The following is a 26,150-nucleotide window of genomic DNA, read 5'->3' on the forward strand; positions in this document are numbered from 1 at the left end:
CTGGATCAAAAAACCTATACCTACGATAGCAATATCAATGTTAAAAACATCCAGCACAACACCGCCGCCCATAACGGCAACAAATAAACAAGACACCTACGCAATAAAAAATAGGATCAGGTCTACTGAGATGACTCGCCTCCCCACCTGATTTAGGATGGTAGGTGACAAAACCAACAGAGGCGAATCATCATGACCATTAAAGTACTTCGAATAGACAAGACACCTATGATATAAAAAATATCGAGGTGTCTTATCCGTAATTAACGCTCTGACTTGATTAGTTTCGCGAAAACCAATTTATCAATAAGTATCAGTGAATTTGCTAAATTCTAAGCACGGCACATTCTCTCTATTCTTGAGAACGAGAGGAAAGAGTATTACTTTTAAAGACAATAAACAAGACACCTATGATATATAAACTATCAAGGTGTCTTATCCATAATTCACGCTCTGACTTGATTAGTTTTGCAAAAACCAATTTATCAAGAAGAAAAAATAGGGTCAGGTTTTGTCTTTTGCCCTCTGAGTTTATGTTTATAAATTAAAGAATTTTAGGCTTTAATATTCTTTGGTTAAGTAGCTCGCATAGCGAGCTACTATTAGTTTTCAAGCTGATTTTTCTCGTTGATATTTTCCGTATTAAACGAAATATCTATTTTAAACACAATAGCTTTACCTACGACCACTTTGATCGCCCCGTGCACATCACCAGTGCTAATCTAGATGCGCGTTACAGCTACACCTCCGACGGCCGCCGCCTCTCAAAAACCGTTAATGGCACCACCACCTATTACTTATGGGACGGCACACAACTTATCGCCGAATACCAAAACCTCAACAACCAATGGCAACAAACCCGCCGCTACGACTACCTACCGGGTGCCACCACCCCACAACAAATGGTCGACACCACCGGCGTCTACACCATTATTAGCGACCACCTCGACACCCCAAGCCTGATGCTTAACGATCAAAACCAAGTCGTCTGGCGCCAATACGCCACCGCCTTCGGCGAAGCCTCCATCGATAACGACGTCGACGGTGACGGCACACACGTGACCATGAACTTCCGATTCCCCGGACAATACTTTGATCAAGAGACCGGGACCCATTACAATTACTTTAGGACGTATGACCCGAGGTTGGGGAGGTATTTGCAGAGTGATCCGATTGGGTTGTTAGGCGGAGTAAATACGTATGCTTATGTTGGTGGTAATCCATTAAAACTTATTGATCCTTATGGGTTGAAATTTTGTCTCCCTGGCTGGGTTGTTGCTGGATTGAGTGGTGGCATAGGCGGCGCTGTTTCTGGAGGGCTAATCGGAGGTTTAGCCACAGCACCAACTGGTTTAGGTGCTTTAGCTGGATTAGTTGGCGGAACTTTAGGAGGATTTGCTGCGGGCTTTTTTACAGGTGCAGTTACTTACCAAGCTACTCAAGCTCTTGGCCCAGGTGCCGGAGCAATAGTAGGCGCAGCTTATAACGGGAATATAAGCCACGGCAGTGGTGCATCAAATACCTATGGTACATTTGTAAGTATCGTTGTTACCAATGCTACTGGTGCTTTAGTTCAATCCTCAGCTCAAGGAAATCAATCAGTTATAAATGCATCCTCTGTTTTATCTGGGGCTATTGGCAGTATGACTGGAGCTGTTGCCGCTGGTGTTGTTGGGGGGAGCTTACATGGAGGGGTTGGATTAGCCGGGTTAGCAGGAGGAACTATTGGTGGAGTAGCTGGTGCAGTTCTTTCAAATATACAATGTAAATCAACCAACTCAGGAAATAATTGTGGACCGTGATCTAGGTAAAAAAAAGTTCTATCAAAGTTTGTTTAAAAGGCTAGCTATCGAAGTGTTTACAATGGCAGTAATTTTTATTGTGGGCATGTTAATTTTTGAGTCAGTCGTTAACTTCTCAACCCAATTTGGGTTTTTATCTAGAAATATAAGTATTGTGATATGGGCTTGTTTTATTATTTTTCCTATTCTTTACATTTTTAGAAAGTCAATGAAGCTCACAATTAAAGCTGCGCATAATTTTCAATCGCATAAATAAACAACGAAAATAAGATTAGTTTGAAGCTCTCCCAATAAAAAAGAAGAAGAAAAATAGGGTCAGGTCTTGTCTTTTTCTCTCTGAGTTTATGTTTATAAATTAAAGAATTTTAGGCTTCAATATTCTTTATTTAAGTAGCTCGCATAGCGAGCTATTATTAACTTTCAAGCTGATTTTTCTCGTTGATATTTTCCGTATTAAACGAAATATCTATTTTAAACACAATAGCTTTACCTACGACCACTTTGATCGCCCCGTGCACATCACCAGTGCTAATCTAGATGCGCGTTACAGCTACACCTCCGACGGCCGCCGCCTCTCAAAAACCGTTAATGGCACCACCACCTATTACTTATGGGACGGCACACAACTTATCGCCGAATACCAAAACCTCAACAACCAATGGCAACAAACCCGCCGCTACGACTACCTACCGGGTGCCACCACCCCACAACAAATGGTCGACACCACCGGCGTCTACACTATCATCATCAGTGACCACCTCGACGGTGATGGCACACACATGACCATGAACTTCCGATTCCCCGGACAATACTTTGATCAAGAGACCGGGACCCATTACAATTACTTTAGGACGTATGACCCGAGGTTGTGGAGGTATTTGCAGAGTCATCCTTTGGGACAAGTGGATGGGCCGAATACTTATGCTTACGCAAGAAATAATTCGCTGATTCATACCGATCCTTATGGTTTATTTGTACCAATAACACCCCAAACGATTGGTGGTACAGTAGGGTTTGTTGTCGGTTTTGGTTACTCTTACTTTGTTAACGGAAACAGTTTTCTAAACGCACTGTATGATGGCATACAAAGTGGTGCAGCAGGCTTTATTAGTGGTAGAGGCTCGTTATTTCTGGGGTTCCCTACTGCTGCTGGAGCGAGTGCAATTAGATTTAAGATTGCATGCGGTTCTGTTAATGTTACTAATGCCGCCATAAGTAGTACTTTTGCTGTCGTTGGTGGTAGTTTAGGGAAGGCATTTGGTGCTTTAGTCCCGCCCAAAATGGTAGTTGTTAAGCGTGGTTTTTTTGGCCGGTTGATTCAAAAAATTGGTCTTATAGGACCTAAAAAAATAGATGCTAATGCCGCTTTAAGAGCGAATGTAAGCTCTGGGATAGGGTCAGCTATTGATAACACGCTTGGAGATGTTTACTCAGGTTTATCAAGTTCTGGCTCTTGTGGGTGTCCTTAAAGTAATTTATTTATTCTATGGTGTGATGTTTATGGATATGTATAGTTTAAGTGGGAAAATTACTAATTACTCTATTTTGTGCTTAATCATAATTATTGTTTTATCTGTGGCGGATCATTTTTTTTAAATGAAGCTTATCGACATATTTTAAAACTCCCAGGTATAGTGGCTATGCTCGTATTTTTTTTGGAGTCTTTCTTGGGGTTTCAAAAGGAATATCCGATAAATTGAAAAGGTAACGAAGCGAAATCTATATTGGAAAGATGGGAAGAAATGGGGTTGGGGTTCGCCTTTTTAAGTTTATATTAGTAGCTTGTGGAGGTTGCGGATGCCCTTAGGTTTTTACGTATTCTTATCTATTCTTATTATATGTTCCTTTTTTTTAGTCCATATTAAAAGAAGGAATGAAACATATTTAAAGAAACTCATCGATATTTCTTCACTTAGTGATCTTGATTTTCAGGATGTATTTCAGGGAGAAAACGTATTTGAGGAAAGTATTTACGAGAATTTTTACTTGAATAATATTACATCAAAAGTATTTCGTTGCTTTCTTAAAAAGGAAAATAACTTAGACTTTTGGGTGTATCTTGTTAGTTTAAAAGTTGTCCATAAACAGGCTTCAACCCATAATGCTTTCTGTTTTATCGTAGATACCAAGGGTGACATAGGGAAAAGCCTGGTGATTACTAAGCTTGATAATAAGTCTTATTTTAGTAGGAAAAATAACGAGAAATTATTGCTTAATCTAGATGATAAGGACTATCGAGTATTTGGCAAATCTTTAGATGAGAAATTTATTAGAAAAGTATCTGGTTTTGTCAACGAAAATTTACCAATCTATTTTGAAATACAGAAAGATAAGTTGTTGATTGTTTATAGTTTTTCGAAAATTGAGTCTATAAATATAAAACGATTATACCTTAATGTTTGCGGCTTGATAGAAAAATGACACTAGGTCTAGGTGGCGCGATTTTGCTTGTGTTTGGACAGTTAGTGCCTTGGGTTGACATAATCATGGTCTATATAAAAATCATGCTTTATCTTAAATACTTTGTGATTGTCAAATGAATAAAAAATTAATTACTGTCATTTATTTATTATTGTCTATTACGAATGTAATTTTGACCGCGATTTTAATGGATATGTTTTTTGGTTCAGCGAGTGATGCTCCTGAATGGGTTAAATCACTTGCTATGATTTATATTGTAATTCCAATGGGACATTCAAGTAAGTTGTTAATTGAAAATTTTAGTAAGAAGTAATTCGTAAATTAAAAGATTTACTTTAAGTGGGAAAATTACCAATTATCCTATTTGTACTTAACTGCAATTGTCGTTTCATCTTTGACGGACCACTAGCGGGTTGGTCAATACGTATGAAGCTATATATAAACATCTGGTTGGGGTTGCTGATCCGGCTGCTCCCGCTAATGGGTAGGCTATTGTTGATGTAGTTAACAGTGTTATTGGAGAGGCATCCACTCAATGCAGCAGAATTACGGATATAGCAATAGGAATATAGTTAAGATCATGGATTGGAACGTTCACTAGAGCATGCAATAGTGTTATCATTAGAACCGATGCAGAAGGTGAGTTTGGTATTGGTTTTCTCGATGACCTTGTAACTTGTTTAACAAACATGATGGCATCAAGTCTAGTAATAGAGGGCAGTGTGGATGTGGCACAATTAATGAGTTATCATAATGCTTATTACCTTATTTTTGTTGTTTTCGCTTTCAATTTGTATTTTTTATCTGATAAAAAAATACAATAATCGTCACTTTGTTAAAAATATTTTATTTCTCAATGAGGAATTAAAAAATCAAAAATATTTAGAGTTGAGTGGCGATAATATTTTAAGTCAATGTAAAATCAATAAATTTGATATTAGTGCAAATATTTCTAGTGTGCCACTAAGTTTTGTTAGTGATGAAAATGTAAAATATTTCGAGTCATTTTTGTGTTTGAAACTAGATATAGCTTCTTACCCGAAGATATGTTTTGTATCGATATTGAATTTTAAAAAGGATGTGGAGTTTTTACCACTTCACATAACGAAATCTATGAAAGGGAAAAATAAATTGATGTCGATTGGTAACACTCCGAAGAAATATCATATATATGGCTCAGAAAAAATCTCTAAAGAGTTATTTTTTAAGGATAATGTAAAATTAGTGCTCGAGCATTATCCTGTTGAGTTTCAAGCAAGAGGTGATAGTTTTTTATTTGCTAGGTTTTATGGTGACTTTGAAGAGATGATGAATTTGGAAGGCTTTATCTCTCTTCGCAAGGAGATTGAGAGTCTATTTTTAATTGAAGTTTAGAGTAACACAATCTCTTTAAATTTTTATTTAGTTTTTCTCATTGATATTTTCCTGCCTCAAAAGGCTCGAATGCTGCCCTGTATAAAAGTTGATAACGTTCATTATCCAAAGTAAACTTGGTGGAGATTCATTATTAAATTTTGGATGTAACCCGTGAAAAATATAAATCTATCATTTGTTGTTTATTTTTTGAGTGCTTTCCCTTTAATTCTAATTATTCGCTATTTTGAACAAAAAACTGAAGGTAGTTGGTGGACTTTTCTTATTGTTATAATTTACTTAACTGTAGCTAGGTTATTGGCAGGTTATATCGCAAGAAAATATGAAAACTAATACTTAAGTGGGGTGATCAATACATATGGTGATGCATGTAAGAATCTAATTGGGTTTATTAATCCTACGAGAGTGCTTTTTCCTCAATTGTGTGATGTTTTGTTAAACTGTGTTAGTAAGATTTTTCGAGATGTTATGTGCTTTACATCGGATAGTACTATGGTCTGTAATAACTACGTCTCATATATAAATATCATGTTACCTTAGATAATATGCTATCTTGTAAGTATCTTATGAATAAAAAAGCTATCGCTACCTTATGCTTGGTTCTATCCATTAGTAATGCTTTTCTAGCAAATTTTTTAATGGATATTATCTTTGGCAAAGGAAATGCAGCTCCCATATGGGCTGATTACCTCTTTCTTATTTACATTTTAGTACCAATGGGATATGCATATAAGCTAATAATTAACAGCTTTGGTAAAAAATAACTATAATGTATGCTGCTGAATAAGTGTTTCGGTACAACAAGTAGGGAGCAGTCGGTGGGTTATTTTAAAGCCTAGTGCGAGACTTTATTGGTCAAGAATTAAAAATTATTAATTCTCAATTTGGAAGTTGTGGATGTGTTAAAGTTTGGACAATATTAAGTGATATTTAGATGATTAATAAACTAAAATTTTATGTGGAAACTTACCAAGTAGAATTTTCTAGGGCACGTATATTTATTTTTGGATTATTCATATATTTCTTATCGCATGCTATTTTTTATAGTATGCCACTTTCAAAACCTGATGAGCTAAAGAAGTTGTCAGGACTATTATTGAATATAAAGAAACGCGAAAGAAAAGATGGTTACCCTGGATATGAATTAGTTATGCAGGGAGAAAAAAGGGTTACTCTTGACCTAATCATCTACAGATTAAAGAGCAAAGAGATAGATTTTTTGACAGACAAAAAAATTATCGTTGAATATAATCCGATATTTTTTGGTCTTTATAAAAGGGTGTATTCTGTTAAAATTTATGGTAGCCATTCCTTTTATATTCCCTATGAAAGAATGAGGGATTTGCACCTTGAAAGAAATAAAGAGGTTTTAAATTGGCAATATGTATTTATGGTAGTGTGTGTTATCGCGTTTCTACTAGTCCAAATGAGTTTGCTTTTCTTCAGAAAAAGCAAAACTAACGAAATGCTAAATTAGATGTGTAATATCGCTACTCTACCAACCAACAAAAAAATAGAGTCATAATATGATCCGAGCTTGGGTAGGTATTTGCAGAAGTGCTCTTTCTAATAGCATGTTTATGAAAAACTTTATATAGTTATGAAAAAAACTAATAGAAAGAAGAGTAAGGCAGTGGTGATGTTAATTTTCTGTATCATATTAAGTTTTAATATCTCTGCTATATCTTTTATCGCTTCGTTTTATGATGAAGGTGAAATGTCTCCATAGTTTGGTATTAGTTTGATGCTTCTAGTAAGTATATCTCTGAGTTATTTAGGACATTGGTTTGTAAAAAATATGAAATAGTGAAGAGTGGGCTCAAGTTTGTATTGTATTTTAAACTAGACTAGCGAGACGTAGGCTTAACGTCATATAATTGAATAGCTTGCTTTGTGAACTATTTGAATTTTTACGCTATGTCGTTTTTTATATTTTTTTACAGTTGATTATTCAGAATAGTAATTGCTAAAAGCAACTATGATAAATACATTTTTATGAAGAAAATTATTTTAGAGATCCAATTTTTTGATTTTTATTTTATTTTAATAAGTGTTTTTTTGGGTTTGCTCTTAGCTTTTTTCTCATTGAGAAAAGAATTGAAAGTAGAGAATAATAGCGAAAATGCTTATCAAATTTTGACATATGGAACTGTATTTAAGCTATCTTCTATACTGTTATCAATTGTAGTATTTGATTTGCTGCTCTTTGTTGTTTTAAATGCAGAAGGTAAGAATCTGATAGGTAGCGTTATTTTGTTTTCTATAGCACTAATAGGTGTAGTGTATTTACTGTTGGAAGTTGTTGTTTCCAATTATTACTATGACGATGATGCTCTATATTTGTACGATTTATTTAAAGGGTATAGAGAAGTAAAACGGTCTAATATTACTGATTATTATGAATCTGACATGTGGAGTTCTTATATTCTTGTTTGTGAATATGGAGTAAATATCAGGCTGCCTTATCTGCTAAAGGGAGTTGATAGATTGATGGATTCTATTGATGAAGCGTTAGTTCATAAACAATAATATTAGAGCTGATGTAGTTTAAACTTATATGATAATAAAATGATTAGAATGATATGCCTATTTAAGCTGATGTATTAAATTAATTATGGAAAATCAATTACTTAATGAGTTTTTGGAATCAGATGGCTCAGAGTGTGTTTTAAAAAAATATTAAAAGAAATCGGAGAAAGTAGAAACCTTAAAATTAGAAAGACTGAAATAATGAAGTTTAATGTTATTTTAAATTTTTTGATAATGAAGTAATTTTGGAAGATATTATATACGATGATAAGAGCGCGCCCATAGGGATGGGTGAATTTTGCACTGCTATTGATTCCGCTAAAAATAAATTGGTAAAGTACTCTATTCAGTTAAATAAAAAAATGAAGTGAGTCGTACTATTTAACAAATACTTAGTAGCAGGAAGCGTGTCTAGATATTTTAGTTGATCCTATAATTTTTGATGTATTAGTGAATCTATTTTTTTATTAATTAGCGGTTTTTTGATAGTTAAGGTGCAAATAATTTAAATGTATAAAGATGTTTTTAGTATATTTTTATTTTCATTGCTAAGGCTGACTACTTTGTTGGCTATATACCTAGTATTAGATTGGATATTAGATTTCAATGTTTTGTCTAACTCGCTAATAGAATGGATACTTCTTATTGGTTTTCTATTTATAGTTTTTTTTGAGGCTAGTAAAGTATCAGCAAAAGCAAATAGGGTAGTTGAAATTTATAAAAAGCAAGTTGAAGATGGAAAAATTGAAAGGCCTTGGTGGATGTAGATCTCAAAAAGAGCGGAGTGAGTTACCTATATAGTTTGATTTTTGTTATTCTTCGTTTATATAAAAACACAGTAACATGTTGGCCTTCTTTAGCGCCGCTTAGCTTTTTATAAATCACATCCCCGTTATCTAATTTTATATTTGCATGTTCTATTCCAATGAAAGATCTGTGGCTATTTGAGATTGTTGATACAGATATTATTTTTCCGGTTATATGTCCAATAAACACTGGTCTGTCAATATAATCTAGAACAAAAAAACCTGTTATAGCTAAAGTAGAAAATATGAAGAATATTTTAATAACTTTTTTTGATTCGTGAAAATTTTTATTTTGATATTTATGTGATTCTCTAGGCATGCCTTCTAAAAATTGTTGTGATGAAACGCTTGTTGATATCGCTTAGCTGCTTGATTTTCCTGATGTAGTGTGGAAAAAGCAAGCATAAAAAATATTTTAAGTATTATAATATTGCATATAAAAAGCTCCTCCGCAACAAAAAATTAATATAAGAACCATAGTAATACGCCTACTTTTACTTGCTCTATGCTCGTCTAAGAGTATTCCGTTTTCTACAAGAAAATTTGCTACTTGACGGTCGGATCTAACTTTTTGAGTGTTTGGCCAAAACAAATTAATAATAGAAACAACCAAACATGAAAGCATAATATACCAAATTATTAAAAAATGAGTGCTAGCATTTGAAGATATAAACTGTACAATTATAAATGCAGCCATACCTAAAAAGGTAGACAAATTACAAAAAACTAGAATAATAAACCGATACATATTCCACATAGTAATGCTTTCAATTTAAAGTCGATATTATATATTACAAAAATCCAAATTGCTTGGAAGAAATTTAACTTCATCTTTTTTCATAATTGCTTCGTCTGATAAATTTTTTAATAGCTGATTCTTGATTTCGTTTACCTCCACCTTAGCTTATAGCCTCGACCTTTCATAGGTTAGATAAATCTCTAAATGCTAATAATGGGATGCCTGAGTGAGTAGCACTTTACTGCTCATAGTAAGTATTCATATGGTATTGTTTAATATATACTAATATATACTAATATATACTAATATATACTAATATATACTAATATATATAAGAGTTTCGAATACCTTATTTAATTGCGACAAGTTTTACCTCAGTACTAACTGATTTTGACCTTTTGAGGCGATGATGTCATCAATCCTGGGTTGATAATGTTTACAGTGACGCCAACACTAAAGAAAAGGTGCATTGATTGTTGTAATTGGATAGGTAGTCTGTAATAAGCATAATCTTTGTGAGAACTTATCTTAGCCTTAAATATTTTGTGTGTTTCTCAAATGAACAAAAAAGTAACTGAGATTCTATATGCAGTTTTATCTATTGGAAACGTAGCTATAACAGTTATTTTGATGGACGTTATTTTTGGCAAAGGAAATCCAACGCCTATATGGGTAGAATATTTCATTTTAATCTATATCATAGCTCCTATGTTCTATGCTTATAAACTAATAGTTGAAAGCTTTGGTAAAAATAACTAAAAATTACATCAGTAAACGAATATATTGAAAAATGATTTACTTGAGTGTGTTAGATGGAAATAATTTTAAAGATCTTGGGTGGCATACTATCTACCATTATTGTTGGTTATTTTTATAGTCGAGCGGAAAATAAGGAAACCGACGGTAAATTATACTTTGGTGGATTTATCCTTAGCGTAGCGATTTTTTGTTTTTTATTTTCAGCTGGTATGCTATGGATTTGGCTTTTTGTAAATCATGGCGGTCAAGATATACCTATCGCATTTTCAGGATTTGGTTTTGGAATTGGTTTTGTCTATATGTTTTTAGAGTACTACTTTACAAAAGGAAGCTACGATTTGATAGGTATAAAATTTTATAGTCTTTGGTCTGGACATAGAGAGTATGCTTGGAGCGACCTAGCTCGTGTTGACTATAATAACATCTTTCATTGGCATATATTCGAATTTTCAGATGGTAAAAAAATCTTGATATCCTCTTATCTAAATGGTCAGAAGGGTTTGTTTGAAGTCTTGGAAGAATATGACAGGAAAAACATATAGAGAAATTAATGAGTTGTCTACTTTCTTCTCTAAGGTCTATTCTCTTCATTTTCGAGCAGTGATACCTCTCTGTAAGAAATGCAGGGCCTCTCATTAAATTCATTTTAAAATGTTAACATCTTAATTATAAGTATTGTTTTTTATGGAATTATCTTTTTTGGTTTTAGTGCTATTTGTTGTGAATGTGTTTGCATGCTTGGCAATACAAAAAAGTAGTGAAAGTGAAAGAAAAAAATTGCTCTTCACTTTGTCGATTTGGTTTATGCCGCTTATAGGCGTATTAATTTTCTTAGTATTCAGAGTTCATGAAGAGAAGCAGGGTGTTGGTGCTAATTTAGGTGCTTTCCTTGATGATCTGGCTCCGACTGAAATTGAGGTGTATGGCAGCCGGTTTGATCTGCAAGATAATAACGGATCTCCTTTATTTGATTGGGATAAAATTAATAGCTGGTTAGATTCTCTAGAGAATTCGAATGAAGCTTATTCCTTAGTTAGGAAAGCATGGTTACTTCATTTAAGGGACACTCTTGGAGATAACTTTCGACTATATGAAACTTCGGAAGTAGTAGTGTTAAGTACTCAGGTTGACTCTGAAATAAATACTACGGTTGAATTTTTGCATAAATCTAGAGCGAAGATAGAACGGGTACTAAAAGGAATATGTCAATTTGATGAGGCAGACAAGAGTGTTTTGATTCTTCTTGATGATAACGACTCCTATTACCAGTATATCTCTCAGTATGAGTCTAGCGAGGAAGCCATAAGTGGTGGGATGTTCATTCGAATTCCGATTCCTCATTTTGTCGCTCGCAATGAAGACTTGTATATTCTCGAGGCAACCTTGATTCATGAATTAACTCATAGTGCACTGAATCATTATGCACTACCTGTTTGGGTTGATGAAGGGCTAGCGGTTAATACCGAGCAACGATTAGTCAGCACAAGTCGCCCTATATACAAACCGGAAGCTCTGTTGCGAAAACATCGAGAATATTGGTCTGAGGATAGGATTCAAGACTTCTGGTCAGGGCGCTCCTTCCAAATGAATGGTGACTCGATGACCCTATCTTACGAATTAGCGCAAATACTTATTCAGCATTTGTCTGAAGACTGGGAATCATTTAAAAACTTTGTTCGAGATGCAAGTTATGAGGACGCTGCTGACAAATCAGCAAAACAGCATTGCGCAGTTGATCTTGGTATTAGTGTTGCGGCTTTTTTAAATAAAGAAGGGAAATACGGGCCAAGGCCTTCCTGCTGGCCGATTAGTTAGTTGAAATGTAACCTATGTAGGATATTCGTATTCGATTGTTTACCCGTCCCAGAGAAAATTATAGTTCTTCAACCGTCATGTGTATCTCCTGTGAGTGTTGTGGCTTTCATCGAATCACGTTGTATAAAATCGTTATACCATCTTATCAATTTAGGATATCCTTTATCGAAAGGAAGCAGTTCTCGAAATGCTAGCCAACTTAAGGAGGTGGCTAAAGCAATTTGAGCCAGCATAGGGATATTATTTAAGTCGACAGTGTCTTCAATATAGTGATAACTGCTTATTAGTTTATCACTAAGGCCTTTATAAAGTGTTGGGTAACGTAGCTTTTCTGGTCGACGTTCAGATTCCCATCTAGCTTGAATGCCGATCTCTGACATACCATCCGCCAGAGCTTCGATGCGGAAAGCTTCGATTTGATGATCCCTGCTTTGTGGGATTAATTTTGGCTTATTGTGCAAACCATCTAAATAATTGCAAATAACGCTGGAGTCAAAAATAATTTTGTTGTCATCAGTGATTAAAATAGGTACCTTACCCAAAGGGTTAAGTCTATAAACATCTTCATTCCTATTTGTTGGACTTGTCTCATGATGTACAACGTCAATATTTTTTTCTAGTCCTATTTCATACGTAAATACAAGTACTTTTCGCGCGAAAGGGGAATGGGTTTGGTAAAGTAATTTCATAGGGCCTCCTTTGTATTATTTAATATGGTTATTTTCTGTAATAAAAATTATTGGCTTAAACTCTTTTTCTGCTTGGGATGCGTGCGAAAATTTATTTTTAATAAATGCCGCATATCCTGCTGCTCCTGATGGTGTTGTAATAAGCCCATGTTGCTGTAACTGGTGAGTTGCTGCCTCGGCTTCCTTTTCGGAAACCGTTAAATAATGAACATTACTATGTTGTAAAATATTAAATGCAATAATGGATGGGTTTTTACAATCGAGTCGCCCCATGGATGATATGGATCCTTTAACGCTTGTGGGCTTTCCAGCTTCATGACTTGCTTTTAAACAAGGCGCATATTCAGGTTCTACAATATAAATGCTGGGTTGAGTCTGCCAGCTGTGGCGTATCATATATGTCATTGCACCAGCAAAGCCGCCGACACCTGCTTGTAAATACACATGGCTTGGCCAGTGATCGGTTTGTTCAAACTCTCTTCGAAGCTCGTCAGCAATCACAGTATACCCTTCCATAATTAGGGATGGTGGATAGTGATAGCCAGGCCATGAGCTGTCAGCGAGCAATATTGCCTGTGTGTGCTTAGCATCTGCGATAGCTGCTTCCATAGACGCTTCGTAAGTACTTCCTTTTTTTATGACTTGCGCTTCGAGTTTTAATAAATCTTTTTCGAAGCTTGCGGGCACTGATTCTGATAAATACACACGTGATCTTGCCCCCAGTAGACGAGCCCCTGTAGCGACTGCAATACCATGATTGCCTGCACTTGCGCAGACAAAACACAGAGACGACGCCATATCACGTATAGTCTTTGTGAAAATTTCAGATGTTTCTAAAGGTTTGCCATAGATCTTTTCCCATTGGTCTGAAATTAAGTGAGCAACAGCATACATACCTCCCAAGCCCTTAAATGACCCGAGTCCTAGCCTTTCCCCTTCATTTTTAACGATAAGTTCTATATCCGAAGATATTTCTATTTTGATCGTTGGCGTTATTTGATAATCGGTCAACTGTTGAAAAAACGAAAGTGGCTTTTGAGGGTTAGGCTTAAAACTTATCATCAACATAATCCAGGGTCGTCTGTAATGGTTAAATAATACACACTCGAAGTGATCGTTAATGATCGAAAAATTGCTTTTTATGATATTATTTGATCGCTTCCCCTCATTTAATGAATAAAAGATTATGAATGACAAACTTGATAAATCAGATCGAATCTTACTGGCGCACCTACAGGAAGATGCAACACTCAGTTTGGAAAAACTATCAGATGTCAGTCATTTGTCGATTGCGTCCGTACAGCGCCGTCTAAGGCAACTGCGTAAGAAAGGCATTATTGATCGAGAAGTTGCGGTTTTAAAGCCTAATGCTCTTAACCAAAAAATGTCGTTCATCGTAACAGTTGAATTGGAACGCGAAAGTGTGAGCCAACTAGACGCTTTTAAGCGTGCAATACGCAAGGATGCGAGGGTTCAACAATGTTACTATGTAACGGGAGAAGGCGATTTTGTATTAATGTGTATTGCACGGGATATGCAAGATTTTGAAGATCTAACCCACACATTATTTTTCAACAACTCTAATGTAAGACGATTTCGCACATCCGTTGTCATGGACAGAACTAAAGTGAGCCTTTCCGTGCCTATTGATATAGAAAGTTAAAATTAGATTTTTAGATAATAGTTTTATTTTTACTACTATAGCACGTAGTAGCTAAAGTAATAGCAATAATCTCGGCAATAGAAATCAACACTAATAAGGCATTCACTGTATAGCTTTGATATAAAGTGGTTGTATGTGTTCTAGAATAGTTTTTCAAGAAATAAATAGCATGCATCTAAAGCCTTCACTATAACATCTTTTTATTGCTAGTGTTTAGAATCAATCATCCATATAAAAATGGCGTTTAAAATTTAACTTTGGCGTTTTTGAGAAGTGAGTTTATATTTCATTCTTGTGTGATTTATGTCAAGATGGCGTCTACGAAAGTAAGTTGTTTTATAGTCAAATATAATAGATATGGAGGTCATATACTCGTGATTACCTCTCTCTGTATTACTAGAGTCAAGTGTTGTTTTTCAAAGAAAATAAAATATAAATCTTCATGGGTTAATTTCTTTCAATTTTCAAAATTTGCATATACTCAGCTAGAGTTTGGCTACTTAAGTATTTACGAAAATTCCTATCAAAAAGCGCTTTTCTTTAATAGTCAATCTCCATATGAAAGTTATAAAAAAGAAACTGATTTTTATTATCAATTTCGATTAAATTTTTTCACTTAGCTATGTAAATAAATGAATGTTGCTTAGTGTTTATCTAAGTGGGAAGTTGATTAAAGGTGTATTGGATATAATTTTCTGATAAAACAATTACTATGCTACTACAGAGCAACCAACTACATAGCCACATTTTACCGCTGCGTTAAAATATCGAAAGGTGGATTTTGTTGAATAAACAGGAATTCTGAACAAGATACTCATACTATGAAAAAAATTTTGCCTATATTTATTATCACTATGTTGTCAATATCTTGCTTTGGAAATGAGGCGTTCTTTGTAGATAACAAATATTTGGAAATAGAATCTAAGATAGAAGGAGTTTTGCATAGAGGGGAGCCATTTAAAATTTATCTCAGATCGGAAGGTGAAGAGGGTTCGGATTTCCTAAAATCTGCCGAACTTATAATTGGTAATGAAAATTACAGTTTAGATACTAAATCTTTTGGTCAAGTTCCATTTCCAAATTTAAGGAGAGCTATTTTGCTAGAAGATACAGGGATAAATGGTTCATACTATTCGCTCTATTTGCCATTTGGAAAAGTGAAAAAATGTAAGGGGTTATTCAAGCGTAAAGCTAGACAAGCCCAGTTAGTCCTAAATTTCACACGTCTATCAGATAACGATAGTTATGTAATAGAAGCATGCTAAAAACTATATAGCAGGTCAATTAACTAAACGCTATTTTAAGTGGCTGTTTTTTGATCTTAATATGCCATAGTGTAGTTTTTTGCGTTTCTGAAAAGCGGAAAAACTAGTCTACTACCTTAATATTGAGTAATAGGTGTTAAGCTATTTAGATTGAATATTTTACATATTTGACTTTAGTTACAACTGCTAACGGATAGGAACGAGAAATGAACGGAAATAGTAAACCAATTTATAGTATGTTCATGCTCATATTGAGTATCTACATCTTGGTCGTAGTATTCTTGGGTTCTTTCTTTATCAAAGACACAGAAACCAAGCTAGTTCTGCAATATATAGATTTTTCTATTTGTATCCTTTTTCTTGGTGATTTCTTTGTAAACTTATATAGAGCCGACAGTAAGCTGGCTTATATAAAATGGGGCTGGCTTGATTTTATATCTTCTATTCCTGTAATTGACCCTTTACGTTGGGCTCGTATCTCCAAAGTTATTCGCATCTTACGTTTCCTTCGCACTATCAAATCTATAAAAGTTTTAATCTTATCTATACAAAGGAGTAAATTTCAGAGTTTTACACTGGTGGTACTGTTAATTACATTCTTGGCATATACCATATGCGCGAGCATGATCCTTGAATATGAGCGAGATGCTGGTGGTTCTATACAAACAGCTGAAGATGCTTTGTGGTGGGCGTTTTTAAATATAATGAATGCTAAGATCAGCATAAGCCAAGCTCAATCAAGTGTCGGTATAGTGTTTACAGTCATCCTCAATAAAGTTGGCTTACTTTTATTTGCATATTTCAATGCTATTACTATAGCTTGGCTAATAAATAGACGTGTAAATTTTGGCAATGTCGCTGATCAAAAAATATCACTAAACAAGTGAAAACATGGATATGCTAACATCAGGTTTATATAATTTTCCGATATTAATATTTAAAAAACCCGGGAGGTTAATAAAAATTTAGCGGGTGTAGTACAGAAAACTAAAGTAAACTAATTCTGACCCTTGAAAATATTTTAACAATTTATTTACGCTGATTTACTAATTCAATTTTTATTTGTTAGGGGTGGAAGGGTGAGCGAGAAATTTGAAGAAATGATACACGACGAAATATTAGCTATTCTAGATGGCGAAGATCCAACTGAAGCTAAGGCTATCGCTGAACTTAATCAGAGAATCTATGAAGAGTCTAAAAAATATGTGAATAAGGTATCGAGTGAATGGCCTCATATTATTTTTAATTGGGATGTGTCAAGTTCGTCTCAACGTTTTTCATTAGATGGAGTAACTCAAGAACAGTTTGAAAATGATCATCCAGAAGGTTTTCTTCTTGGGTATGTTTCTTTAAAAGAATTTGATTCGATTCTGCATATTTGCAGTAGAAGGGATCATGGTGAGCTATGGCAGCTTGGTTCCCGGTCCAAGTTGGCAAGGTTAGTTATTTACTTGTCAGAAAATAGACCAATTTCTCCACCACTTGTAAAATCAATAAGTGATAGAGAGGTTATACTACAAGGGGGACATCACAGATATGCAATTGCAAAAGAGCTTACACAAGAAAAAATTCCTATTTATGTTGCACCGGCAGAAAAAAATCAGATTGATAAATTACTAACTGTCGAATGGAAAAATGCGTAATATATGTTAAAACTCGCCTGCAACAAGCAGTGATTAAGCTTACTAGAAATCCTTTTTTCTCGCCTTTTATCCAGAAATTGGCTATACATATGAAAAATATGCTGGTTATTGCAATAGTTTTTTTGTTCAAAGTACAGTCGCTGAATAATCCGACCCTGAAAAACAGGCGTTAGCCAATGAATTATTACGTAAAGGATATCAAGCGTATTCATCGCAACATTAATTGTATCGAATTATTCTCTTGCCTTAACCGCGACGGGAACAGTTAAAAATTATAGAACATTTCCCAAAGCGCAAACTGTTGTAGCTGCACGTAACCATGTAGTCTTCGATCTCAGTATGCCTCTAGAGTCTGGTTGTAGCCTATTATACGTTGCGCCTGAAGATACAACTTCCATTTCTCTATTGTTAGCTGCTAAAATGGCGCAAAAGACAATCACGGTGACATATAATACAAGCCCTGCGCCTTGGGGTCATGTCCCAACATGCACTGTGGTTGAAGTCTCTGCTTCTTAAGGCTGAAAAGTGAGTAGCAGTGATTCCATTAGTGTCAACAGCCCCTAGCATAAAATGCAGTTACAGTGACATTCTCTACGCCGCAGCAAAATAGGTATCTCAGAATGAGAACGCATGTAAGATTCAAAACCTATAAATTCAAACCACCAGAAGATGATGGTGAGCCTTCTACTGGCGAAGAGCTTGCCAAATGGCTTCTAGAAAAAATCGATGCTAGTTTTAAGCTTGGTTATCTTGATGATAACTATTACTGCATTCTCTCCTTAGGTCAGCCGATAAACGAAAAAATATAAGGTGCATGTGGTCATGTAGAAGGAAATATATGAAAGGTTTTAATGAAACTGAAGCCTAACTTTCTTGATAAACTGTTAAAAAGACCTTTACCAAAAGAGTTTCTGGAGTCACTTTTATTAGAGCTTGATACCGTCCTGTATAGCGATTCTGAAATATCGGAGATCGAGTGGTATGAAGAGGGGCCTCGACTTGAGGAAATGAATTATGGCGAACACCCTTAGTAAGACGGATAGTAAGGCGCTTAATAAGGCCATCACGGGGATATCCTTCACTCCATGGTTCTTTCGGACGGTTACGCTATTTTATTTTAAGGGAGCACTTCATAAACTACACCTAATATTACAACGTGGGACGAAAGATCATAATGATGAACTTCAAACTGCTGATATTATTCTTAATAACGATGGCAAATATGGGCTTTGCCCAAGGCAAACCTGAAGAACAACTGGAATGGGCTAAAGTTTTTGATAAGTACAACGCAAAAGGAACAATCCTGGTTGTAGATAAGCGCAGCTCTTTGCAAGAAGTAAAGGTGTTTAATTCCGAGCGAGCTAACAAACGTTTCGCCCCTGCGTCAACATTTAAGGTTCCTCATACGCTGTTTGCTTTGGACGCAGGCTTGGTAAAAGATGAGTTTCAAATATTTCCGTGGGATGGTGTAAAGCGAAGCTTTAAACTTCACAATCAGGATCAAAATTTACGCTCAGCTATGAGATATTCAGCACTCTGGGTTTACGAAATTTTTGCAAAGCAACTTGGTGAGGAGAAAGCGAAAAATTACTTAAAAAAGATCGACTATGGGAATATGGATCCTAGAACGGATACGGGAGTTTATTGGATTGATGGAAAGCTCGCTATTTCTGCTTATGAACAGATAGATTTTTTGAAAAAGCTCTATCGAAATACGCTCCCTTTCCAAAAACAACATTTACTTCTTCTAAAAGATCTTATGATAGTGGAAGCTGGCAGTAATTGGATATTGCGAGCAAAGACTGGGTGGCAAGGTAGCTACGGCTGGTGGGTCGGCTGGGTAGAGTGGCCATCCGGCCCTGTATTCTTTGCTTTGAATATTGATACGCCGAACAAAATGAAAGACTTGTATAAGAGACAGGCGATTGTTAAAGATATTCTCTTGGCAATTAATGCCTTACCGACTAATAAATAAAGCGATTAGAATATTGTAGTTGGGCACGTCGCTTGAGACATTATACTTTAAAAGAGAAAATATGGAGCCTATATATTTAAAGGTCACTTCATGTGATCCGTCTCATTCCCTTGCTTAGTATAGTCAACAAGCAAGACATAATTTCTGCATTTTTGAGTATTACCATTGTTACCTTTATTAATGACTTTAAACTGATCATTTTATGAATAAAAAGTGTTTGTTTTGGGTAAGGTTTCGTAAGTAAGCTGATCTATATAGGTATTTTCGCGCTAACAGGGGGTTGTTAATAAGATTTGATTCCGTCATCTAGCGCCAAAAACTGGGAAATAATAGTGATGAATTGTTCTGGCTCTTCGGCCCAAGTCCAATGTCCTGTTTCTTCTAAAAACTTAAGTTTTGCGGTGCCTTCGGGCAGCATTTTGTAGAATCTATACGCCATTTGTGGTGTGGTTTTCCAATCCATTCTTCCATTTACTATCAGAGTAGGTATATCAAACTGCTTGAGTATCTCTTTATTAATTATAATGTTTTTTAAAGTTCCAGTGATCTTCACTTCAGGGTCTTTTCCAGCTATATCTAGATATACATTAATATTGAACCTATCTCTTTTATCTAATGAACGGTATTTTCTCAGATCGGCTCTATTTCTAGGGTCGTGCCAATCAGACTTATTTCCTATTTCGCGACTGTAGAATTTTTTTGAGTATTCTGATTGTCCGGTAGAAATGCCACTAGCTCTTATTTTTTCTAGCTCCTCCCATTGTTGAGGAAAAAACGTTTTGCGCAAGTATTTCGCTGCGTCCACATTCATTTGTTGGCTAATGCCATCTATAGAAGCGCTTAACATAATGAGTTTTTCTACATTCTGAGGATGCTTTAAAGCATACTGTAGAGCAGGTATGCCACCATAGGAATGGGCAGCCAACACAATTTTACTCGCTTTAAGATGTCGTCTAAGGGTCTCTATATCGTGAACAGTAATGAGTGGTGAGAACTTTTCTTTAATTTTTCTTGTAGACCTACCAACACCGGTCTCGTCGAAATAGACAATTTTGTAATTATGTTCTTTTAAAAAGTCCAATGCACCCCAGAATACAGTTCTACTAGCACCCGGACCGCCATTAATCATTATTATCGGCGTCCCCATACCATCTTCTTCATAATAAATTTTTCCAAACTTGCTCTTAATATAAGTTCCCTGGCCATAAGGCTGTGGTAGCTTATATTTAGGTGATTGTGAAAAAACAACAATAGGAGAAAAAATGAAAACTGCATACGTTAATAATATAATGTTATTTAACATGTCATTTCCGTGAAAATTTATTAAATAGTGAATGTTTTAAAAGCTGATCTTTAGTGAGTAGGTTTTATCTTCACGAACATTCGCTTGGTAATAGCCTCGATTGCCAACAAATGACCTTATGCCAATTTTACTTACCATTAATAGGCGATCGCCATGTTTGGAGGAGTATGAAAATATGGGCCAATCGTCTGTGTGATTGCCTGTTGAATTAAAGGTGTTTAGCCACCTAGTGTAGGGCGTATTCTCATTTTTAAGATAACACGTAGCGTTATTACAACTAATTTTACCTGTTACTGTTGCAGTACCAAAAGTTGCTGTATATGTTGTACCGGGTTTTAATGCATTTGGTTTAACGTTATTTAGATATAGATCTACTAAGGCGAAAGCCATCTTGTCGATCGAAGAAATCCACCTAGCATTTGACAGTATTGAGATAGCTAAATCTTCATCGGGGTAGAGCACCAAAATTGATCTCGCGCCAGGAGTGGCTCCGGCGTGATGATATACTTTTCTCCCCTGCTCATCATGACCGATACGCCATCCAAAACCTACGTGGAATGTTGATGTTGCAACAGCTCGGCCGTTATTTGTAAGTGAAGGTGAAAATAGCAGCTTTTCGTAATCCGTATTACTTCTACTTTTATTCAATACTTCATATCCAAAATAAGCTAATTCGGACGCCGTTGCTGATAGACCTGCTCCAAATATACTGTAGGACTTTTCACTAAAAGCGATTTTTTCGACACCACCAAATGAAAGTGAATAGAGATTAGAGGTATTGGGGTGAAGATTGCGAATGTCCTCAATAACGGGTGTCTTTTTTCCTGTCCAGCGTCGTATAAAGTCGGGTAAACTTTTAGAGAGGGCCCTTTTGCTTACTAACTCATAAATCACACCGGCTAAGGTGTAGCCATGTGTTGAGTAATGATATTTATCCCCAGGATAGGATAGAAGGCTTCTTCCTTTTAGGGTTTCAAGTGCTTCTTGTGCCGACTGATAATGTTTATTGTCGATATCGTAGTCTTTTATTTGGTAATGTGGCATACCTGAGGTGTGGGACAATAATTGCCTTATAGTAATTTGATGGTAACGTTCGTCCAAGTTCGGTACATAGTTTCCAATATGGGCATCAGGATTTAATTTGCCTGCGATGACCAGTTCAGCCAGCATTGATGCGCCAACTATCTTAGAGACGCTAGCTAATCTAAAAATACTTTCATTTGTTGTGTGCACACCATTTTCTACGTCGGTATAACCTGTAGAAGCGGATGCCACTAGTCTACCTTTATGGACAACAGAAACTGAAAAGCTGGGAACTTTGGTAACGTTGCTTAGGCTATCCAATAATTTAGATAACTCTTTTTCATATTGACTTTGCTCAGAAGTAACTGCTTTGACGTTTTCTTGGCCATTGGTCTGCAAGCAGGCTAGGAATATAACAAAAGCAATAAATCGTAAGTGGGTTATTGAGAGCTTCATGTTGTGTCTCTTCTGCCTAAGTAGGTTACTCAGTAGAGCACGATGCCTGTTAACTTGTTAGTTAATAAGAGTCAAGAAGCGTTATGAATGGTTATTTGGGGTTAGCGAGTTGTTTTAAATGAAGCCAAATTGGATCTTTTGAGTTATTTTTATGCTGTTTGCTTAGATTTAGTTTGCCAGAAGAAATCAGCTCAAGCATACCTTTGAGGTGTGACTTTAAGACATTTTCAGCATTTAAATTAGGTAATACCTCAAGGCTATCTGTTCTCAAGATTGTCGCTGTTTTTGGCTCAACGATACTCAAGTTCACAATGATTTTCTGATTCTGTGTTATTACTTCGAAGTAACTTATTAAAGCGATACGATTTTTTCTGGCTTGAATTGGAACGAGCATGTCTTTTTGTCTATTAGATAAGATAAGATTTATCTTACCTTTGGCCATTTCATGGGATAGTTTTTGGTGCCAAATTGTGTAGATTCTAGCTGTAGATTTTGGCAGTTGCTGCTGATCAACATTTGTCCACAATGCAATGCGATTATTAATATAGTTATGTTTCGAGTGTGCTTTTAGGAAAACAACGGCGCTAATGGTTATGAACAACAAAGCTATAATTATTCTTGCTGCATTTTTATGTGTTTTAAAAAAATTTAAATAATCATGATTTTTAGAGATCTCTTGTGGTCTTAAGTTATTTAAATTATCTTCGATAATGAGTCGATAACCTTCCCCCCTAATTGATCGTATAACTAAGCCATCGATACCTGATTCGGTAATCGACTTTCTTAAAACGAAGACTCGCTGCTTTAGGGTTTCTGGACTGACTGCGCTATTTTGCCAAACTTGTGATGCAATAGTGTTTATTGATACCGTTTCCTCATTTGCATCGGCTAGAACTTTAAGCAATTTAAAACTCAGTGGATTTAGGCTAAGAACATGATCTTTGTAGGTGACAGTATGTTCAATGTTATTGAAACTTAAACTTTTCTTTAGCATGTTATTAAAGCCTAAAATTTAAACTGTTCCCGACACTAACGGGTTAACGAGAATTTTCTAGCTGTGCCTAGTAAGGATAGTAAACAGTTTTTAACTTATGAGCACCTCTAATAACTCATCTTAATATACTGCTAATGATGTATGTGACCGCATCCACGGCCTTGGTGGTTATCACTTAAGAAAAGGAAGTAGAAAACTTCGTCTGTACAATAAATATAGCGACTTAGTTAGGAGCAGCGGGGCGCTTAAAAATGATAGCGAGTGCGGGTGGAAGTAAAAACCAGAAGCCTGATTTGGGCAACAAAGCCAAACCCAGAAAAGCGATAAGCAATAAAAGAATGCCAATGCTAAGCGGCGGTGAGGGTATGTGTAATAAACACGTGCCGAGGGTGAAGATAAGAAATCCGGATACTAGAAACCAGAGCCCCAATCTGTGTGCATCAGATTGGATACTCCCTACAAGTCCTGTTTGCAGCCACTCAGTATAAATGGTGCCATAGAGAAAGACGGCTAAAATGGTGTGAAGTGTTGCCACAGTCATAAGCCAGTAACCTATCCACTTCATGTTTTTTCTCCATATTTTTAGATATTTCTAGTATTTTTTACACTCTTTCATAGAGATCGAATTTTTGATCGCAACCATACGTAGGCGTATGGTATGATTTAGAGCCGTTCAATGTCAATACTCACCCGTATGGAGAGCTTTATGGTAACTAAACGCCTTACTAAGGATGATTGGCTTACAGCAGGCTTCGAGGCTTTAACTTCACAGGGGTATGGCGGTATTCGTGCAGAAGCACTTGCCCGTAATCTTAAAACGACTAAGGGCTCATTTTATTGGCATTTCAAAAATTTAGGGGAGTATAAGCGCTGCCTTCTCGATAATTGGCAGCTTTTACGCACTGAAGAGATTATAGAATCTCTTCAAGAGTTTGAACCTGGAGAGGCTACACTTTATGGCCTCCTTGAAATGGCCAAAGAGGCCGAGCCTAATACTTATCTGATAAGGGCTGAGATGGCAATTCGTGAGTGGGCGCTACATGATATTGAAGCTGCGAAAAGAGTGACGACAGTGGATAATAGGCGAATTGAGTTTCTAGCAAAGCAATTTAAGGTTGTTGGAACAAAAAACGCCTACTTTGCTAAAGCTCTTTATGCCTCTTATATCGGGTCGAGGACACTAAAAGCCAGTGTTAAGGCCAATGCCAATCAAGAAGTACGCTTGGTACTCAAATGCCTGATTGATGCCGTTAAAAAAGGCGTTTTAGTGTCTGATTAGATTTTTGGCGCTAATTTAAAATCTATATAAAAGTGCGCTTGCTTTTATAAATCGTTTAGAAATTCGAGCAGCTGCTCTCTTTGCACTTGATTAAAGCGAAGCACCATATTTTTCGCACTTTCTGCTTCGCCGCCGTGCCATAACACCGCTTCCAAAATATTACGCGCGCGGCCATCGTGCAGGAAGCTGGCGTTTGGGTTGACGGTTTTTACCAAACCTAATCCCCAAAGGGGAGGGGTTCGCCACTCGTGTGCTGTTGCCTGGAATTCAATGGCAGTTTGCTTAGGAGCCGTTTGGTTACCTATTGATGTGTGTGAAAAATCTGCGAGGTCATCACCCATATCGTGTAGAAGTAAGTCTGTAAAAGGTTCTATTGCTTGGTTGGCGAGTTGAGGAAAATCTACATGCTCGACAGTAGTATAGGACTTAACATGGCAAGCATTACATCCGGCATTATTAAATAATTGTTCACCAGCTTGTACGCTTTGAGCATTAGGATTACGGCGCTGTGGTACTGCTAAGTGACTGGCATAAAACTCTATGTTATCGAGCACTGAAGTGGCGACTTCATAGGGATAGTCGCTCATGCTATCACCGTTGCCGTTGGGTGAATTTAAACAGTCTACTTGGTGGCTGATACATCCTTCTTGCAAGAAAATTTCTGTTGTTAGCCCCATATCATTATTAAAGGCTGCGGCAGCTTGTTGCCTTACTGAAGGTTGTCCTGCTTTCCAACCGAAACGACCGAGTTTTGTTTGTTGATTTACAGCATCCCATACGGTGTTGGCTTTGCCAGAGATTCCATTATTGTCGCTATCTGCGATATCTTGCTGGCTGCGGATAATATCTTCATCAATAAGGGCGAGTAAACCTAAACCAATCATCGGTTGTGTGACCCGCGCCGAGAATATGGTGTCGCTGTTAAAGTCGTAGCCTGAGCTTGCGTAGGTGCTTTCGAATTGCCATTCGGGTTTACGCAATTCTACGCTAAAACCGTCTTCAAAAGTGATGTTGTGATAAGTGTAGCTAACCGCTAAGTTCACCTCGTTTTGAATATTGAAAATCGATCGCTGTTGCAGCTGGCCGCCGACGTTTGTATCGCCAACATTAGCTAAGCGGCCTACCATCATGTCTGTTCTTTGTTGTTCGCTAATGTCGGATTTTGCTGCTTTAAATAAAATTGTGGAAAAATCATTTTCACTAGCCGAGCCGGTATCGCCAGGAGCATGTCCACGACCATCCCGTATATGGCAGTTTTGACAAGCATTATTATTAAACAGGGGGCCTAAACCATCGCGTAGTTCAGTGCTAGAGGTTTTTTCCACCCATGGATTTTCAAAGAAATCATCGCCAATGTTAAATTGTCGAATCTTTTCTACATCAGTTAAATTAGCCACATGAGAAGAAAAAGAATTTGAGGTGGTATTGTTTACACGTGTGCTATCTTGCGCGATAACGGGAGTGGGCGTTGGTGAGGTAGTGCTTCCGTTGTTTTGCTGATTGTTACTATTATCGTTACCACCGCTGCCACTGCATGAAAATAAATTAAATAAGGCGAGGCCTAGAATTATACTGTTTGTTTTCATTGTACTTTATTGTGATCGAAGTTATTGCG

At 36.3% G+C, this 26,150-nt stretch carries 28 protein-coding genes; 20 read left to right on the forward strand and 8 right to left on the reverse strand.

What is annotated here, in order from left to right:
- Positions 1-701: 701 nt before the first annotated feature.
- The 9 genes from BVC89_RS08880 to BVC89_RS08930 all read left to right on the forward strand — a co-directional run bounded on the left by BVC89_RS08880 (position 702) and on the right by BVC89_RS08930 (position 8,893).
- Positions 702-1,802, forward strand: coding sequence for an RHS repeat-associated core domain-containing protein (locus BVC89_RS08880; protein ID WP_086930850.1), 1,101 nt, complete (start codon positions 702-704; stop codon positions 1,800-1,802).
- A 512-nt stretch (positions 1,803-2,314) separates the two neighbouring features.
- Positions 2,315-3,271 (forward strand): RHS repeat-associated core domain-containing protein, encoded by a 957-nt coding sequence (locus BVC89_RS08890; protein WP_086930852.1) that lies wholly within the window; start codon positions 2,315-2,317, stop codon positions 3,269-3,271.
- 328 nt (positions 3,272-3,599) lie between these two features.
- Positions 3,600-4,223 (forward strand): hypothetical protein, encoded by a 624-nt coding sequence (locus BVC89_RS08895; protein WP_086930853.1) that lies wholly within the window; start codon positions 3,600-3,602, stop codon positions 4,221-4,223.
- A gap of 115 nt (positions 4,224-4,338) precedes the next feature.
- Positions 4,339-4,536 carry a hypothetical protein gene (locus BVC89_RS08900; protein WP_086930854.1) on the forward strand — a complete coding sequence of 66 codons (198 nt, stop codon included), beginning with the start codon at positions 4,339-4,341 and terminating at the stop codon, positions 4,534-4,536.
- 440 nt (positions 4,537-4,976) lie between these two features.
- Positions 4,977-5,597 carry a hypothetical protein gene (locus tag BVC89_RS08905; protein ID WP_086930855.1) on the forward strand — a complete coding sequence of 207 codons (621 nt, stop codon included), beginning with the start codon at positions 4,977-4,979 and terminating at the stop codon, positions 5,595-5,597.
- A 566-nt stretch (positions 5,598-6,163) separates the two neighbouring features.
- The gene (locus BVC89_RS08915) at positions 6,164-6,361 is read left to right on the forward strand and encodes a hypothetical protein (RefSeq protein ID WP_086930857.1); all 198 of its coding nucleotides are present in this window, start codon (positions 6,164-6,166) and stop codon (positions 6,359-6,361) included.
- A 170-nt stretch (positions 6,362-6,531) separates the two neighbouring features.
- Positions 6,532-7,074, forward strand: a complete 543-nt coding sequence (locus tag BVC89_RS08920) for a hypothetical protein (protein WP_086930858.1) — start codon at positions 6,532-6,534, stop codon at positions 7,072-7,074.
- A gap of 518 nt (positions 7,075-7,592) precedes the next feature.
- A complete protein-coding gene (locus tag BVC89_RS08925; RefSeq protein WP_086930859.1) occupies positions 7,593-8,126 on the forward strand; it encodes a hypothetical protein in 534 nt (177 codons plus the stop codon).
- A gap of 509 nt (positions 8,127-8,635) precedes the next feature.
- On the forward strand, positions 8,636-8,893 hold the full coding sequence (locus BVC89_RS08930) for a hypothetical protein (protein WP_086930860.1): 258 nt from the start codon (positions 8,636-8,638) through the stop codon (positions 8,891-8,893).
- A 22-nt stretch (positions 8,894-8,915) separates the two neighbouring features.
- On the opposite strand, the gene BVC89_RS08935 is transcribed toward BVC89_RS08930, so the two are convergent.
- Positions 8,916-9,251: a hypothetical protein gene (locus BVC89_RS08935; RefSeq protein ID WP_086930861.1), complete on the reverse strand. Its 336-nt coding sequence runs from the start codon at positions 9,249-9,251 to the stop codon at positions 8,916-8,918.
- 1,232 nt (positions 9,252-10,483) lie between these two features.
- Between BVC89_RS08935 and BVC89_RS08950 the strand changes: the two genes are divergently transcribed.
- Together BVC89_RS08950 and BVC89_RS08955 are read left to right on the forward strand one after the other, a co-directional pair.
- Positions 10,484-10,972, forward strand: a complete 489-nt coding sequence (locus BVC89_RS08950) for a hypothetical protein (RefSeq protein WP_086930864.1) — start codon at positions 10,484-10,486, stop codon at positions 10,970-10,972.
- Between the two features lie 142 nt (positions 10,973-11,114).
- A complete protein-coding gene (locus BVC89_RS08955) occupies positions 11,115-12,245 on the forward strand; it encodes a hypothetical protein (protein ID WP_086930865.1) in 1,131 nt (376 codons plus the stop codon).
- Positions 12,246-12,313: 68 nt separating this feature from the next.
- Here BVC89_RS08955 and BVC89_RS08960 read toward each other — a convergent pair whose 3' ends face one another.
- A complete protein-coding gene (locus tag BVC89_RS08960) occupies positions 12,314-12,934 on the reverse strand; it encodes a glutathione S-transferase N-terminal domain-containing protein (RefSeq protein ID WP_086930866.1) in 621 nt (206 codons plus the stop codon).
- A 15-nt stretch (positions 12,935-12,949) separates the two neighbouring features.
- Complete coding sequence (locus tag BVC89_RS08965; protein ID WP_158657857.1) at positions 12,950-13,996, reverse strand: pyridoxal-phosphate dependent enzyme; 1,047 nt, start codon at positions 13,994-13,996, stop codon at positions 12,950-12,952.
- Between the two features lie 124 nt (positions 13,997-14,120).
- Here BVC89_RS08965 and BVC89_RS08970 point away from each other — a divergent pair, with 124 nt between their 5' ends.
- The 8 genes from BVC89_RS08970 (at position 14,121) to blaOXA (ending at position 19,480) form a co-directional block, all read left to right on the forward strand.
- Positions 14,121-14,597 carry an Lrp/AsnC family transcriptional regulator gene (locus BVC89_RS08970; protein WP_086930868.1) on the forward strand — a complete coding sequence of 159 codons (477 nt, stop codon included), beginning with the start codon at positions 14,121-14,123 and terminating at the stop codon, positions 14,595-14,597.
- Positions 14,598-15,418: 821 nt separating this feature from the next.
- A complete protein-coding gene (locus tag BVC89_RS08975) occupies positions 15,419-15,862 on the forward strand; it encodes a hypothetical protein (RefSeq protein ID WP_086930869.1) in 444 nt (147 codons plus the stop codon).
- Between the two features lie 206 nt (positions 15,863-16,068).
- Positions 16,069-16,749, forward strand: coding sequence for an ion transporter (locus BVC89_RS08980; protein WP_086930870.1), 681 nt, complete (start codon positions 16,069-16,071; stop codon positions 16,747-16,749).
- Between the two features lie 192 nt (positions 16,750-16,941).
- Positions 16,942-17,505 (forward strand): ParB/RepB/Spo0J family partition protein, encoded by a 564-nt coding sequence (locus BVC89_RS08985; RefSeq protein WP_086930871.1) that lies wholly within the window; start codon positions 16,942-16,944, stop codon positions 17,503-17,505.
- A gap of 620 nt (positions 17,506-18,125) precedes the next feature.
- Positions 18,126-18,314, forward strand: a complete 189-nt coding sequence (locus BVC89_RS08990) for a hypothetical protein (protein ID WP_086930872.1) — start codon at positions 18,126-18,128, stop codon at positions 18,312-18,314.
- 42 nt (positions 18,315-18,356) lie between these two features.
- Positions 18,357-18,536, forward strand: coding sequence for a hypothetical protein (locus BVC89_RS08995; protein ID WP_086930873.1), 180 nt, complete (start codon positions 18,357-18,359; stop codon positions 18,534-18,536).
- Entirely contained in the window at positions 18,520-18,753 is a 234-nt protein-coding gene (locus BVC89_RS30065) for a hypothetical protein (RefSeq protein ID WP_173780716.1), read from the forward strand. Before BVC89_RS08995 ends, BVC89_RS30065 begins: the two co-directional genes overlap by 17 nt.
- Positions 18,677-19,480 (forward strand): class D beta-lactamase, encoded by an 804-nt coding sequence (blaOXA, locus tag BVC89_RS09000; protein ID WP_425428389.1) that lies wholly within the window; start codon positions 18,677-18,679, stop codon positions 19,478-19,480. Before BVC89_RS30065 ends, blaOXA begins: the two co-directional genes overlap by 77 nt.
- A gap of 283 nt (positions 19,481-19,763) precedes the next feature.
- On the opposite strand, the gene BVC89_RS09005 is transcribed toward blaOXA, so the two are convergent.
- The 4 genes from BVC89_RS09005 to BVC89_RS09020 form a co-directional block, all read right to left on the reverse strand.
- On the reverse strand, positions 19,764-20,783 hold the full coding sequence (locus BVC89_RS09005; protein WP_086930875.1) for an alpha/beta fold hydrolase: 1,020 nt from the start codon (positions 20,781-20,783) through the stop codon (positions 19,764-19,766).
- A gap of 36 nt (positions 20,784-20,819) precedes the next feature.
- Positions 20,820-22,262, reverse strand: coding sequence for a serine hydrolase domain-containing protein (locus BVC89_RS09010; protein ID WP_086930876.1), 1,443 nt, complete (start codon positions 22,260-22,262; stop codon positions 20,820-20,822).
- 91 nt (positions 22,263-22,353) lie between these two features.
- A complete protein-coding gene (locus tag BVC89_RS09015; RefSeq protein ID WP_086930877.1) occupies positions 22,354-23,256 on the reverse strand; it encodes a winged helix-turn-helix domain-containing protein in 903 nt (300 codons plus the stop codon).
- Positions 23,257-23,479: 223 nt separating this feature from the next.
- A complete protein-coding gene (locus BVC89_RS09020; RefSeq protein ID WP_086930878.1) occupies positions 23,480-23,821 on the reverse strand; it encodes a DUF6463 family protein in 342 nt (113 codons plus the stop codon).
- Positions 23,822-23,962: 141 nt separating this feature from the next.
- Here BVC89_RS09020 and BVC89_RS09025 point away from each other — a divergent pair, with 141 nt between their 5' ends.
- Positions 23,963-24,535: a TetR/AcrR family transcriptional regulator gene (locus BVC89_RS09025; protein ID WP_158657858.1), complete on the forward strand. Its 573-nt coding sequence runs from the start codon at positions 23,963-23,965 to the stop codon at positions 24,533-24,535.
- Positions 24,536-24,579: 44 nt separating this feature from the next.
- Here BVC89_RS09025 and BVC89_RS09030 read toward each other — a convergent pair whose 3' ends face one another.
- Positions 24,580-26,121, reverse strand: a complete 1,542-nt coding sequence (locus BVC89_RS09030) for a di-heme oxidoreductase family protein (protein WP_086930880.1) — start codon at positions 26,119-26,121, stop codon at positions 24,580-24,582.
- Between the last annotated feature and the right edge of the window lie 29 nt (positions 26,122-26,150).

This window comes from Agarilytica rhodophyticola (assembly GCF_002157225.2).
Lineage (GTDB): Bacteria > Pseudomonadota > Gammaproteobacteria > Pseudomonadales > Cellvibrionaceae > Agarilytica > Agarilytica rhodophyticola.

Excerpts from the sequence above, each read along its gene's own strand:
- BVC89_RS08920 (WP_086930858.1), top strand. The coding sequence starts at position 6,532 with ATGATTAATAAACTAAAATTTTATGTGGAAACTTACCAAGTAGAATTT.
- BVC89_RS08925 (WP_086930859.1), top strand. The coding sequence starts at position 7,593 with ATGAAGAAAATTATTTTAGAGATCCAATTTTTTGATTTTTATTTTATT.
- BVC89_RS08980 (WP_086930870.1), top strand. The coding sequence starts at position 16,069 with ATGAACGGAAATAGTAAACCAATTTATAGTATGTTCATGCTCATATTG.
- BVC89_RS09010 (WP_086930876.1), bottom strand. The coding sequence starts at position 22,262 with ATGAAGCTCTCAATAACCCACTTACGATTTATTGCTTTTGTTATATTC.
- BVC89_RS08960 (WP_086930866.1), bottom strand. The coding sequence starts at position 12,934 with ATGAAATTACTTTACCAAACCCATTCCCCTTTCGCGCGAAAAGTACTT.
- BVC89_RS08990 (WP_086930872.1), top strand. The coding sequence starts at position 18,126 with ATGAGAACGCATGTAAGATTCAAAACCTATAAATTCAAACCACCAGAA.
- BVC89_RS08970 (WP_086930868.1), top strand. The coding sequence starts at position 14,121 with ATGAATGACAAACTTGATAAATCAGATCGAATCTTACTGGCGCACCTA.
- BVC89_RS08965 (WP_158657857.1), bottom strand. The coding sequence starts at position 13,996 with ATGATAAGTTTTAAGCCTAACCCTCAAAAGCCACTTTCGTTTTTTCAA.
- BVC89_RS08995 (WP_086930873.1), top strand. The coding sequence starts at position 18,357 with ATGAAACTGAAGCCTAACTTTCTTGATAAACTGTTAAAAAGACCTTTA.
- BVC89_RS08975 (WP_086930869.1), top strand. The coding sequence starts at position 15,419 with ATGAAAAAAATTTTGCCTATATTTATTATCACTATGTTGTCAATATCT.
- BVC89_RS09020 (WP_086930878.1), bottom strand. The coding sequence starts at position 23,821 with ATGAAGTGGATAGGTTACTGGCTTATGACTGTGGCAACACTTCACACC.
- BVC89_RS09015 (WP_086930877.1), bottom strand. The coding sequence starts at position 23,256 with ATGCTAAAGAAAAGTTTAAGTTTCAATAACATTGAACATACTGTCACC.
- BVC89_RS08930 (WP_086930860.1), top strand. The coding sequence starts at position 8,636 with ATGTATAAAGATGTTTTTAGTATATTTTTATTTTCATTGCTAAGGCTG.
- BVC89_RS08915 (WP_086930857.1), top strand. The coding sequence starts at position 6,164 with ATGAATAAAAAAGCTATCGCTACCTTATGCTTGGTTCTATCCATTAGT.
- BVC89_RS08950 (WP_086930864.1), top strand. The coding sequence starts at position 10,484 with ATGGAAATAATTTTAAAGATCTTGGGTGGCATACTATCTACCATTATT.
- BVC89_RS09025 (WP_158657858.1), top strand. The coding sequence starts at position 23,963 with ATGGTAACTAAACGCCTTACTAAGGATGATTGGCTTACAGCAGGCTTC.
- BVC89_RS08900 (WP_086930854.1), top strand. The coding sequence starts at position 4,339 with ATGAATAAAAAATTAATTACTGTCATTTATTTATTATTGTCTATTACG.
- BVC89_RS08895 (WP_086930853.1), top strand. The coding sequence starts at position 3,600 with ATGCCCTTAGGTTTTTACGTATTCTTATCTATTCTTATTATATGTTCC.
- BVC89_RS08935 (WP_086930861.1), bottom strand. The coding sequence starts at position 9,251 with ATGCCTAGAGAATCACATAAATATCAAAATAAAAATTTTCACGAATCA.
- BVC89_RS09005 (WP_086930875.1), bottom strand. The coding sequence starts at position 20,783 with ATGTTAAATAACATTATATTATTAACGTATGCAGTTTTCATTTTTTCT.
- BVC89_RS08955 (WP_086930865.1), top strand. The coding sequence starts at position 11,115 with ATGGAATTATCTTTTTTGGTTTTAGTGCTATTTGTTGTGAATGTGTTT.
- BVC89_RS08905 (WP_086930855.1), top strand. The coding sequence starts at position 4,977 with ATGCTTATTACCTTATTTTTGTTGTTTTCGCTTTCAATTTGTATTTTT.
- BVC89_RS09030 (WP_086930880.1), bottom strand. The coding sequence starts at position 26,121 with ATGAAAACAAACAGTATAATTCTAGGCCTCGCCTTATTTAATTTATTT.
- BVC89_RS30065 (WP_173780716.1), top strand. The coding sequence starts at position 18,520 with ATGGCGAACACCCTTAGTAAGACGGATAGTAAGGCGCTTAATAAGGCC.